The 12,660-nt window shown below is 43.5% G+C and carries 9 protein-coding genes; 4 read left to right on the top strand and 5 right to left on the bottom strand.

Going from position 1 to position 12,660, the window contains the following annotated elements:
• Window positions 1–59: 59 nt before the first annotated feature.
• The 4 genes from HYN43_RS16215 to HYN43_RS16200 form a co-directional block, all read right to left on the bottom strand.
• Window positions 60–1,595 carry a RagB/SusD family nutrient uptake outer membrane protein gene (locus tag HYN43_RS16215; RefSeq protein WP_245446927.1) on the bottom strand — a complete coding sequence of 512 codons (1,536 nt, stop codon included), beginning with the start codon at window positions 1,593–1,595 and terminating at the stop codon, window positions 60–62.
• A gap of 22 nt (window positions 1,596–1,617) precedes the next feature.
• Window positions 1,618–4,893, bottom strand: coding sequence for a SusC/RagA family TonB-linked outer membrane protein (locus HYN43_RS16210; protein WP_119410342.1), 3,276 nt, complete (start codon window positions 4,891–4,893; stop codon window positions 1,618–1,620).
• A 377-nt stretch (window positions 4,894–5,270) separates the two neighbouring features.
• Window positions 5,271–6,146 (bottom strand): hypothetical protein, encoded by an 876-nt coding sequence (locus HYN43_RS16205; protein ID WP_205589784.1) that lies wholly within the window; start codon window positions 6,144–6,146, stop codon window positions 5,271–5,273.
• Between the two features lie 12 nt (window positions 6,147–6,158).
• Window positions 6,159–7,406 (bottom strand): YdcF family protein, encoded by a 1,248-nt coding sequence (locus HYN43_RS16200; RefSeq protein ID WP_119410341.1) that lies wholly within the window; start codon window positions 7,404–7,406, stop codon window positions 6,159–6,161.
• A gap of 325 nt (window positions 7,407–7,731) precedes the next feature.
• Here HYN43_RS16200 and HYN43_RS16195 point away from each other — a divergent pair, with 325 nt between their 5' ends.
• From HYN43_RS16195 to HYN43_RS16185, 3 genes are all read left to right on the top strand, one after another.
• On the top strand, window positions 7,732–8,919 hold the full coding sequence (locus HYN43_RS16195) for a PAS domain-containing sensor histidine kinase (protein WP_119410340.1): 1,188 nt from the start codon (window positions 7,732–7,734) through the stop codon (window positions 8,917–8,919).
• Window positions 8,916–9,959, top strand: a complete 1,044-nt coding sequence (locus HYN43_RS16190; RefSeq protein ID WP_119410339.1) for a response regulator — start codon at window positions 8,916–8,918, stop codon at window positions 9,957–9,959. Before HYN43_RS16195 ends, HYN43_RS16190 begins: the two co-directional genes overlap by 4 nt.
• Before the next feature lie 84 nt (window positions 9,960–10,043).
• Window positions 10,044–10,502: a Rossmann-fold NAD(P)-binding domain-containing protein gene (locus HYN43_RS16185; protein WP_119410338.1), complete on the top strand. Its 459-nt coding sequence runs from the start codon at window positions 10,044–10,046 to the stop codon at window positions 10,500–10,502.
• 186 nt (window positions 10,503–10,688) lie between these two features.
• Here the strand turns inward: HYN43_RS16185 and HYN43_RS16180 are convergent, their stop codons facing one another.
• A complete protein-coding gene (locus HYN43_RS16180; protein ID WP_119410337.1) occupies window positions 10,689–11,471 on the bottom strand; it encodes an SDR family oxidoreductase in 783 nt (260 codons plus the stop codon).
• Window positions 11,472–11,713: 242 nt separating this feature from the next.
• Between HYN43_RS16180 and HYN43_RS16175 the strand changes: the two genes are divergently transcribed.
• Window positions 11,714–12,655 (top strand): helix-turn-helix domain-containing protein, encoded by a 942-nt coding sequence (locus HYN43_RS16175; protein WP_119410336.1) that lies wholly within the window; start codon window positions 11,714–11,716, stop codon window positions 12,653–12,655.
• Window positions 12,656–12,660 lie beyond the last annotated feature (5 nt).

Here is a 12,660-nt window from a genome sequence, read left to right as displayed (position 1 = left end):
TGCAGCTATGATAAAAAAAGGAGGGGTTTAGCCCCTCCTTTTCAATGTAACATCAATTATTAATAACCCGGGTTTTGATACATTTTAACGGGATCAAGTTTAGTCTCGTCAAAAGGTATTGGGAAATAACGGTCTTTAGTACCAAAGTTTGACAGTTTGGCCAAACCAAAATCGGTTTGTTTTTTTGCTTTAAAGTAAGCTACCAGTTCGTCGGTGGTAAAGGTACGTGTTAAATCAAACCAGCGGTGGTGCTCAAAAGCAAGCTCCACACGGCGCTCGTGCAAAATAGCCAGCTTAAGGGTTGGATATTTGGTTGCATAATCGCTGTTGGTCATTGATACAGCATAAGTTGGCATGCCGGCACGGGTACGTACCTGGTCGAGGAAGCCAATGGCTGTAGCAGCATCGCCTAAGTAGTTGTTAACCTCGGCTAATGACAGGATCACATCAGCATAACGCATCAAAATCCAATCATTACCGCCGTAACCGTTAATACCTGCTTTATCGCTCGCATCTCTGAATTTGGTAACAAACCAATCTTTCACAATAGGATCATTAGCATATTTCACAGAGAAATCCATACGCGGGTCGCCGGTTTCATATTCATTAATCAAATCGTGTGTAACGTTGTAGCCAACGCCCGTAGATACTTTTTTCGAGTTAACGGTTTCGCCTTTAGCCTGGAAATTGCCCGCTATTGATGAATAGTAGGTTTGATCGCCCTGGATGTTTACAATCTGGAAGATCAGCTCAGGGCAGGTTGTTTTCTTAGCTACGTCAAAAACGTCGGTGTAAGGAATTGTATTTAAAGCACCGAAAGCACGCATGTTGTAAGCAGCCATTAAATAAGTTTTAGCATTATTTAAGTTGGCTGTACGGTTTGCCTGATCTAAGGTAGTAGCCATGGTTAAGTAAGCCTGGCCTAACAAAAAGTTAGCAGCTGCCTTTGAAGCACGACCGGTTGGAGCCTGTAAATTAGGCAGCGGGCTGTTGGTGATAACATCAGTTAAATCGGCCACAATCTGCTTGTAAACATTTTCCTGTTTCTCGCGGAAAGTTACGGCAGCAACCTCATCCGAGTTTAGTAATTGTTTGGTTACCAATGGCACATCGCCCCAGGTACGTACTATATCAAAGTAAATAAAGGCACGTAAAAACTTGGCTTCGGCAGCGTATTGCAGTTTTTGGTTATTATCGGCAAATGGCACCTTATCGATATTTGACAACACCGAATTGGCACGCGATATGGTACCGAACATTGAAACCCAGTGGCTTTTAAGGTAAGTATTACTTGGCAGGATAGAAAAATCACCAAACTGGAAAGGTTCGCCCGCGTTTGATTGGTTATCCTGGGTACCGGTATCGTCCGAGCGTTGGTCTGTCCACAAATCGCTGGTTTCGCCAACGTTGTTACCGCTGCGTAACGATTGGTAAATACCGTTTACGGCCAAAAGCACGTCGTTAGGGGTTTTATAACTTGCGCCAACCTCAATAGCATTAGGATTTTTTTCATTCAAAAAGTCTTTTTTGCATGAAGGGCTGATGGCCACAGCGGCTGCAAGGCAAGCCATGGCTATAAATTTCTTATTCATCATCTATATCTCTTTAAAAAATTTATTAAAAAGTAACGTTAACACCTAAGTTGTATGAGCGCACCAGCGGATAGGTACCATAATCGATACCAGGGGCAAGGTTGGCAGGCTGGGTGTTGTTGGTAGCAGCCCCCGAATAGTTGTAGTCAACATCAGGGTTGTACCCTTTGTATTTGGTGATGGTAAAGGCATTTACCACACTTGCAAATACACGTGCCCTGCTCAGGCCTAAAGTATTTTGCAAAATATTAGGCAGGGTGTACCCTAAAGTAAGGTTGTTACAACGCAGGTACGAACCACTTTGCAGGTAAAAGCTTGATAAACGGGTGCTGTTGCTTTGTGTACCGGCACGTGAAGCGCGGTAAAATGAACCGTCGCCCGGTTCAGCTTCATTACGGTAACGTTGTGCCACATTAGCATACTGGTTGCCCGAGCCTTCGCCGTTGTACAAATAGTAATCCTGGCCATCAAGAATCTGGTTACCGTACGAACCGCTGAAAGATGAGCTGAAATCAAAGTGCTTGTAAGTAGCGTTAAAACCAAAACCGTAGGTAAATTTGGCATAAGGCGAACCGATAATGGTTTTATCAGCATCGTTCACTTTACCATCACCGTTGGTATCAACAAACCACAGATCGCCCGGTTTGAGCGGGTTGCTTGATGAAGCCGACGGGGCAACTTTGCTGATGTTTTCAGGGGTTACCATGCCACCTACTTTAAAGCCATAAAACATACCGATAGGCTGGCCATTGGTAGTAATGCTGGTTAAGTACGAACGCTCGGCACCGTTTATGATAATGTTATTGGTGGCAGGCAAGTTCAAAACCTTGTTGCGGTTTAAATTGAAGTTACCGGTTGCACCCAAAGTGAAATCTTTGGTGGTGATAATCTTACCATCCAACTGGACATCGAAACCTGTGTTACGCACTTTTGCACCCTGAAGGTTGGTAAGGATTGTTGTGCTGCCTGATATTGCCGAAATTGGCTTATTGTACAATAAATCGCCCGAGTAGCTCAGGTAATAGTTGGCAATAATTTGTAAACGGCCGTTAAACAAGCCTACATCAGTACCAAAGTTGTATTGCGAAGTTGATTCCCAGCTTAAGGTATTATCCTGGATACCGCCCGGATAGGTTGCAGTAACAACACCGCCGTTTAACACAGCACCCACCGGCGAGGCCAAAGTTTGCGCAGTACGGTAATCGGGGATGTTATAGTTACCACTTTTACCCCAGCTTGCGCGGATTTTTACGGTTGACTGATCGCCAAGGAAATCGTGATAGAACGGCTCGCTCGACAGGTTCCAGCCGGCAGATACCGATGGGAAATAACCATATTTATTAGCCGGGCCAAAGCGTGAAGCACCATCGGCACGGAACGAACCGATTAAAAAGTACTTACCATCGTAGCTATAGCTTGCACGACCTAAGTATGACAGCAAAGTTAAGGCACTTTTTGAAGCCCCGTTAAGTGTAAAGAAAGCCGGATCGGCACCTTTGTTTGAAATTTCGGGGATGTTGTCATTCTGGAAGCCTGAAGCACGTACGCTGATATAATCGGTAGTGGTACGTTGCGCGGTATAACCTCCTAATAAATTTAAACGGTGTTTACCATATACTTTATCGTAGTTTAAGGTAAACTCGGCAAGCCTGTCGTTATAAATATTATCAGAAGCTGTTGCATTTGCAGCCAGGATTGATTGCTGCGAGCCCGGAGGGAATGCACCGCTACTTAAGGTAGTTGGGTAGTAATAATCATATTTTTCGGTGTAGGTTGAAGTACCTAAGTTTACCTTGAAATTTAAACCCGACAGGATGTTGTAAGTAACGTTTGCATTGTAGTTGCTGCGGTAGCCTTTGCGGTTAATTTTAACACGCTCGGCCAAAGCAACCGGGTTTTCAATGCCCTGGTAGCCATATTGGGTTGAGCCGGCAGCCTCAACGTTGGTTTGTAGTGAACCATCGGCGTTGTAGGCAGGCAGGTAAGGCATATAAATTAAGGCACCTAAAATAGGGCCGTGGTCAAAACGGCCTTCCTGTGTTTCCTGGTTGGTGTTTTGGGTGTAGGCAATGCTGGCACCAATATGCAATTTTTTGCTCACGTCGCCCTCCACATTGGTGCGGAAGTTGTAACGCTGCTGGCCTGTGGTAACAATAATACCGGCCTGGTTTTGGTACGAACCGCTTACATAATAACGCACACCATTACTACCGCCCGAAAACGACAAAGTGTGTTTTTGCATAAATGCATTGCGGTAAAGTTCATCCTGCCAATCGGTATTTACAGTTTGTTTTATTGGAGTTTGGGCAGCAAAATTGTACAATCCATCAGGAATGCTCACACTGCCCGAGTTACCTACGTTGGCAACACGGGTGGCATTGTTATCAGAGTACATGGCATCATTCCAGGTGTGCCCACCATTAACCCAAAGATCGTGGTAAGCGTTGTTACGACCGTCGATAACCAGCAAAGCAGCCTGATCGGCATTTAACAATTTTACCTTTTTGCCAAGCTGGTCGATACCGGTTTGTACGTCATATTCAAAACGGCCTTTACCTTCTTTACCTTTTTTGGTGGTGATCAATACTACACCGCCCGATGCACGTGAACCGTAAATGGCAGCCGAAGCAGCATCCTTCAAAATGTCGATGCTTTCGATATCATCAGGGTTGATAAAAATATTGTTGCCGGCTGGATAACCGTCAATTACATATAACGGATCAGAGTTGGCATTGAACGAGCCCACACCTCTAACCCTGATTTTTGGGCTGGTATATGGCGCACCGCTGGTTTGTGAAACCTGTACACCGGCTACTTTACCAACCAAAGCCTGGCCCAATGTAGGGGCAGCCAGATTTAAATCGCCCGATTTTACGCTGGCGATAGAGCCGGTAACATCGCTTTTACGGATGGTTTGGTAACCGATGGCTACAACCTCGTTAAGCATGTTTGCCTTGGGCTTCATTTTTATGTTAATGCTTGCCGAGCCGCCTACAGTTACTTCCTGCTGCTCATAACCTACAAAGTTAAAAACCAGTACAGCGCCTTCCTGAGCATTGATCACATATTTACCTGCAGTGTTGGTGGCAGTACCTTTATCGGTACCTTTTACGCGTACAGATACGCCCGGTAATGGAAGATTTGTTTCGTCGGTAACAGTACCAGTAACCTGTGCTATAGCAACATACGTTTTATTTTTTACCGTTGCGTTTGAGATAAAAGGTTTTAGCAAAACCATTGAAAATAAAACAGGAATTAAAAAAAACCTGCTCAAAAGATTTGGAATAATCTTTTTATTCATATTTTTAAAATTGATTGTTGAAAAAAACGACTTAAAGCCTTGGACCGCTTTTGAGTTATTTGACAATTAGCCCGGACCGGGTGAGTGTTAGCGCATTCACCGGTTCTTGATTTTATCGCCGAGTTCGATGTTAAGTTGTTGTTAATGTTACATAGGCGATTATTTTAAAGAATGAAAGAAAATATTAACGATTTAATAATTATTATTTCATTATCATTAAACAATATTAATAACCAGTTACTATTATTGTAATAATGACAGCAAAACTAAACCAGCCATCTTAAGGAAAGGATACTTAATTGTTAACTTTATATTAACAAAAAAGTAAAAATGCCCGCCCAAACGCGGGCATTTTTACTTTAGTCAAATCCTTTATGCTACCATGAAGTGCTTGTAAAGTTTACATTATTTCTGCGCGATGAGGTAACGGCTATGCCTTTTTCGTTACCATCTAAAAATGAAAAGCCTTCCAGTTCATCGGCCCTGTCAATACTATTAACCTCGCTGATAACTACCTGCTTGCCTGCCTCGATGGATTTTTTCAGATCGACATAAGTAAACCTCCATTGGCGGCCCTCCAATTTATTTTGGATCAATACCAAAACGCCTTTATCAGCCTTCCAGAATAGGTTTTGAACCCATGGCGTGCAGGTAAACTTTTTGTAAAGTACACCCGGCTCTTTAGTGCTTTTGGCTGTTGCGAGTTTTTCAGGATCGTATAAACGCACTTCGTTGCCATGGTCGCCATAGTCGGCGGTGGCTACGTACCACTTATTATTATATTTAACATATTCGGGGCGGGTACCTTGTATACAGGCGTCATCTTCAATGGTATTAATCAGGTTACCATCCAGTGTACCTGTTTTAAGTAAACCATTCCAGTTTACATTATAAATAACGGCGCGCCACTGCGTACCTGCGGCATTAAGGCGGATAGAGTTACCTATAAAAGTAGGTAAGCTGCCATTATAAGCTATACCTGTTGGGTGGTTAATTACATCCTGCCCATTTTGGGTTAGCTTATATTCTTTATGCTGATAAACCAGGCTGTCATGCTCCATCTTAAACTCGCGGATCATGCCCACTTCCCTGTCGCCATACAAAAAGATGCGGCCTTTTTGATACGAGATGCCCTGGCAGGCGCCTAACGAATCTACGGTAATGACCTTATCCAACTTTTGTTCAATTGTGCCTGTAGCTATGCTGCCCATACCCAAAGCAGCAGCTATTATAGTTAAAGTAAGTTTTTGCATTGCGGTTGATTTTTAACGTGGGTCAAGCGGTTCGTCATTATCAATTTGTTTGGCTTCTTCTACCGGGTAGTACTCAACTTCGGTTTCCGAGTTGCGCTTAGCCAGTTTATAAGGCACATAGTTCAGCTCTTTTTGGCAACGAATATCCATATTCATGATAAAATCCGTTTGTGATTTATCGGTAACTACAATCCCCGGCTTATCGGCAGGGAAGCCGTATTTATAAAGCAGCCTGGCACTGTTACGCATATTGGTAGTTGTATGGCGGGCATGTGGCTCAATAATCACCACATTTTCGGGAATGTGCAGCACGTTAACCAGGTATCGTTTCATTTCTGCTGCTTCGTTATTTTTTGTTTTGTAAGGATGTACATTACCGCCCGATACTATGATGAAGGGCGCTTTGCCGGCATTATACTCCTGCACAGCCAGTCGGCAGCGCAGCATACCTTCGCCGCTTAAAGGCGATGTAAGGTTATCCGGACCTGCGCCCGGCACCAGGATGTTTGAGTATGGATAGTTAGCCCACTTAATGGTTTTAACCCTATCGGCAGCTGGCTTGTTGGCTCCGGCTTCCATAGGTTCGTAATTTGCGGGATCCTGGCGTTCATTTATTTGCAGATACAAAAGCGCTGCCTGCATAGATGGTACGAAAAACAATTTGGTGCCTTTAACATCGCCGGCCAGCGTGGCGCTTGCATCATACATTAATGTATAATAAGCCCTTGCCTTAACGTTATAGCTGATAGAATCTATCTGCGGATAATTGGGCTTTTTACCCTCGGCATAAACAGCAATGGTGTAATTAATGCCTGCTGCATCCTGCTCCCAGGCTTTTACCAATAACACTGCCGGTGTAATATTTTTATATAAGCTGTAGCAGCCGGATGGAATTATCTTTGTTTTCATCAACCTGTCCAATGCGTTACCTGTTTTATACAATGCTGTTAAACGCGCACTAACAGCCGAAATCTCATCGGCAGATAGTTTTACAATACCGGTAAGGCATGAGGCATCTTTACAATCATTGAGGGATGCACTAATAGCGCTCAACTTTTTCTGAGTGATCTGCGCCAGTTCAGCATCGTTTTTTAACAGGTTACTTACCTCAGCATCCTGCTCAAACCGGCTAAGCAGGTAGTAGTTTTTAACTTTTACATAATCAACGGCCTGTGTTTTAGCAGGGGCCTTGCCCGGGGCCTGGGCAAACAAACAGTTACTGCTTAAACAAAGCAGCATGGGGAGGAGAATTTTCTTCATAGCTGTTTTTTCAAGGCGCAAAGAACGCCCTCAAAAGTAAACTCAACATTAACATCTGGTAACTTTCCAATTACAAAACAATACGTTTCTGTGAATTTAAAACGTTTTATCAACAAATGACGATAAAGATTTCGGATCTCGGATTTTCGATTTCGGATTTTGGGTCTGAACCGTGATTTGGGGGATTAAGGGATTTTGTCTGAATCAGAATTTACAGAATTATAGGATTTTCAGAATTCTTGTGTTATAATTTAATTCCGCTAATTCTCAAATTCTGTAAATTCTGATTCAGACAATCCCACTCCAAATTTGAATATTTGTAAATATGGAAAACGCCGCTTTATTAAAAGCTATTATTCAAAACGCTATCGATGGCATCATCACCATTGATGAACGCGGACGCATAGAAACTATCAATCCATCAGCCTGTAAGCTGTTTCAATATACACCCGAAGAAGTGATCGGCAAAAATATAACCATCCTGATGCCTCCGCCCTACAAAGCAGAGCACGATCAATACATCAACAGGTACCAGCAAACCAAAAATCCTCATATTATAGGCATTGGACGCGAAGTTACCGGCTTGCGCAAGGATGGCAGCACTTTCCCGTTCAGGTTGGCCGTAAGTGAAGTTAAGTTTTTGGGCAGAGACGTGTACGCCGGCTTTATTCACGATCTGAGCCGCGAAAAAGAAGCAGAAGAGCAGCTTAAGGAATACGCATCGCACCTGGAAGAATTGGTGGAAGAACGTACCCTCTCCCTGAAACAATCTGTACTTGAACTGCAAAAGGCTAAGGAGGAAGTAAGCCAATCGTTAGAAAAAGAGAAAGAACTGGGGCAACTGAAAAGCCGGTTTGTATCTATGGCATCGCACGAATTCCGCACACCTTTAAGCGCTGTGCAGCTTTCGGCCTCGCTTATTGATAAGTACGCCGAACCTTTTCAAAGTACCAGCATCAGCAAGCACGTAGGTAAAATTAAAAACGCCGTGGGTAACCTCACCACCATCCTCAACGATTTCCTTTCGCTCGAAAAACTGGAGGCGGGCAGGGTGGAGCTGTCATACTCTACTTTTGATATTGTAAAAATGGGTGAAGAAATTACCGAGGAAATGCAATTGATGGCCAAGCAAAATCAAAACATCATTTACCAGCATACAGGTACCACCAGCATGGTAACACTTGATGCCAACCTGCTTAAAAATTGCATTATTAACCTGATAGCCAACGCCATCAAATATTCGGGGGAGGATAGTTTTATCGAATTTAATACCGAACTGAATAAACAGGCCTGTATTGTTACCGTAAAAGATAACGGCATCGGCATTCCCAAAAGTGACCAGAAGCATTTGTTCGAGGCTTTTTTTAGGGCAAATAATACCGGTAATATTCCGGGTACCGGTCTTGGTCTTAATATCGTAACCCGCTATGCCGCATTGATGAACGGCAAGGTTGGCTTTGAAAGCGAGGTTAATGAGGGTGCTACATTTACCATTTCATTCCCAGTACAATGAGCCAAAAGATCTTGATTATTGAAGATAATAACGATATCCGCGAAAATGTGGTTGAGATTCTGGAGCTGGCCGGCTACACTGTTTTTGATGCCGATAATGGTAAAACCGGCGTTGAACTGGCCCTCAAAAATCTGCCCGATGTAATTCTCTGTGATATCATGATGCCCGAGCTTGATGGTTACGGCGTATTATACATGCTGAACAAAAACCCCGAAACCGCCGCCATCCCTTTTATATTTTTAACTGCCAAAGCCGAGCGGATTGACCAGCGCAAAGGCATGGAAATGGGTGCCGACGATTACCTCACCAAGCCTTTTGATGATATAGAACTGCTTAACGCTATTGAAAGCAGGCTAAAAAAAAAGGTAGCTCAACAAAATTTCTACAGCCAGTCGTTAGATAGCCTGAACACACTGATCTCTAAAAACAATGGTTTTGCCGAGCTTAAACGCATCATCAGCGAACGAAAAGCCCGGCAGTTTAAAAAAGACCAGGTTATTTATTACGAGGGCGATAAAGGCAACGGCATTTATTTGGTACTACAGGGGCGTGTAAAAACCATAAAAATGGCCGACGACGGTCGCGAACTGATGACGGGTATTTATGCCGAAGAGGATTATATCGGCACCACAGCCATGCTGGCCAACGAAGCCTACAGCGATACCGCATCTGCCCTGGAATACAGCCAGCTTTGCCTCATTCCAAAAGATCAGCTTGATGAGCTGCTTAATTTATATCCGGAAGTAGCCCGCGAGTTTATTAAATTGCTCTCCAATCATATCCGCGAAAAGGAGGAGCAGCTATTACAGCTGGCTTATAACTCGGTACGCAAACGTTTGGCCGATACCCTGATACGTCTCCACAAGCAGCAGGGCGAACACTTCAAAATCTCTCGCGAAGATTTGGCGGCTATGGCAGGCATGGCAACCGAAACGGTAAGCCGTACCCTGTCGGATTTTAAGGATGAAGGCCTTTTAGAGAAAAAAGGAAGTAATATCAATATCCTCGCGCCAGATCGTTTAGCAAAAATGAAAAACTGACGGCAGTCACTTTTTGGCGTGATGTTGCTCATTCATTAACCGCGCGCATGGTTATAGCTTTGCCCATGGTAAAACAAGTAAGGGATGAAAGCGATAGCCTACAGTATTAAACCTTTTGAAAAAGAATTTTTGGCTATTGCCAACCGCAAAAAACACGAGATTACGCTGATCTCGAACGCGCTTGATATAGAAACGGCAATGTTTGCAGATGGGAAGGATGCCGCAATTGTTTTTACAGGCGATGATTTGTCGGCCCCGGTTATCGAAAAGCTGGCGGATTTGGGAATCAGGTATATCGTTACCCGATCATTAGATACAGACCATATAGATAAGACCGCAGCTGCCCGGTTTGGCATTAAACTGGCCAACATCCCCTCGCATCCACCGCTCCATGTAACATTAACAAGCGACATCCTGCAGGAAACTGCCAGCCAAACCATCCGCAACCTCGATTTATGGCAAATGAACAAATGCGTAGGCAAAGCCTGTGTTTGTGCCGGCGGGTGTAAAGCCGTGGTTTTGGATTTAGAAGCAGCAAAATAGGGCACAGCTTTTTTGCATGCGGAGTCGCTAAACTTTCCCGGCGTCTTCGTATCCTCGTATGGCTTTTATAACTGAATGAAAGATGTATTTAAAACATAAAAATGAAACTATATAATATCAGCCTCACATAGATTTAGCACTTAGCATGTTGGGTATCGGAACAAATTTGGTATTTGGTTTTTAATTTTATCCCGCTGTTTCCATAAACTTTGCGCCAACCTTACTTGCCTGCTTAAGTAAAAAGCCCGGAGCAAGCCTGCTCATTATTTTCATTACACGGGCTAAGCCGGGATAAATCTCTAACTTGTCCTTACCCAAACCTGCAATTGCCATATCAATCAGCTTGCCCGGATCCATCATCAGGTTTGCGTTAATGCCATCCATATCCATAAACTGATCGTTTAACGGTGTACTTGATCCCGGGGCTATCAGCTCAAAAACTTTAACCCGGCTGTTTTTTAACTGCACCCTTAATGATTTGGTGTATGATCGTAAACCTGATTTGGTGGCTCCATAAATTGGCGAAACCGGGAACGGCATCAAAGCTATGCCCGATGTTACATTCATAATAGCAGCTTCGTTTTGTTGTTTTAACAAGGGCAAAAACTGTTGCACCATACGCATAGGCCCCATTAAATTAATCTCAACCTCGCGGGTAAGATCGCGCAAGCCGGTTGATGCATCATTAAGGCTGATTGCCCGCATTTCGCCTGCATTATTGATCAGGACATTAAGCGAGGGGAACTGAGCGCTTACTTGTTTATAAAGTTGTTCGATAGCCCCGGCATCACTTACATCGCTTTTAAAAGTGTGCACGCCGGGCAGTTTTTTATTTATTTCATCAAGTTTTGCCTGGTTACGGCCTGTTATGATTATGGTATTGCCTAAAGCCAATAATTTGGATGCAAATTCAAGGCCGAAGCCGCTTGTGCCTCCGGTTATAAGGATAGTGTTGTTGTTGAGTTTCATTATTGATATTTTATTTGATAAAGGTAGGGTGGGTGGTAAATCAACGTTTACCGATTTCAATCCATTGTTTATCAAATTCAAATAACGGATACTGAACGGTGGGTGATTATACTGGTGTTTGTGGTTTTAACTGCTTGTATTTTAGTGTAATGGGTGGTGAGTATATGACTCACCGCTGACCAGGCTGTTTACCTGTTTCGTTTTTAATCGATAGCTTTGTTAGCATTAATGGAAATTAGCGTATGAAAACTGTAACTGTAGAAGACTTTTATAAAAATGCCGCCGCTTTTGCAAATAGTACGGTCGAATCGTTATTGCCTGCCGGAATTAATAAGGAGATAGGGCACTTTAACGTATTTAATGTTAAAGAAATTTTTGAGCGGATAAAAAAGGAGCCCGGACATGTACCCTATAATCGCCGTTTATACTATAAAATAAACCTGGTACAGGGGCACAATATTGCCGAATACGCTGATAAAGTGATCCATATCGAAAAAAATGCACTGGTATTTGGCACGCCAAAAATTCCGTACAGTTGGCAACCGCAGGATCTGAATCAATCCGGCCATTTTTGCATTTTTACTGATGAGTTTCTGGTGCAATCAAAAAGCGGCGTGGTGTTGGATGCATTGCCGATATTTAGTCCCGGAGGTTGCCCCGTGTTTTTGCTTAGTGATGAGCAGGCTGATGAAATAGCTGCCATCTTTTTAAAAATGCAGCAGGAAATAGCTTCAGATTACCTGTATAAATACGATCTGATCAGGAACTATGTGCTCGAGCTGATTCATTACGGGCAAAAGCTACAGCCGCTAACCACCTATAACAACTCGCACAATGCTTCAGCAAGAGTATCATCATTGTTTATCGAGCTACTGGAGAGACAGTTCCCGATAGCCTCGCCCGATCAAAAGATTGCCCTGCGTACCGCTAAAGATTATGCCGACAGGCTGGCCGTACACAGCAACCATCTCAATAAAGTTTTAAAAGAAAGTACTGGCAAAACCACAACCGAGCATATTGCCGCCCGCCTCATCCAGGAGGCCCGTATATTACTGCGGCAAACCGATTGGAATATCTCGGAAATAGCATATAGTCTGGGTTTTGAGCAGCTCTCGCATTTTTCAAACTTTTTTAAAAAGCAAACGGCATTATCGCCGGTAGAGGTGAGGAATTTGGCGGGGTGAGGTGA

The sequence above is a fragment of the Mucilaginibacter celer genome (assembly GCF_003576455.2).
In the GTDB taxonomy this organism is placed as follows: Bacteria; Bacteroidota; Bacteroidia; order Sphingobacteriales; family Sphingobacteriaceae; genus Mucilaginibacter; species Mucilaginibacter celer.
The sequence above is the reverse complement of the archived record's forward strand: the minus strand, read 5'-3'. Positions and strand labels throughout refer to the sequence as shown.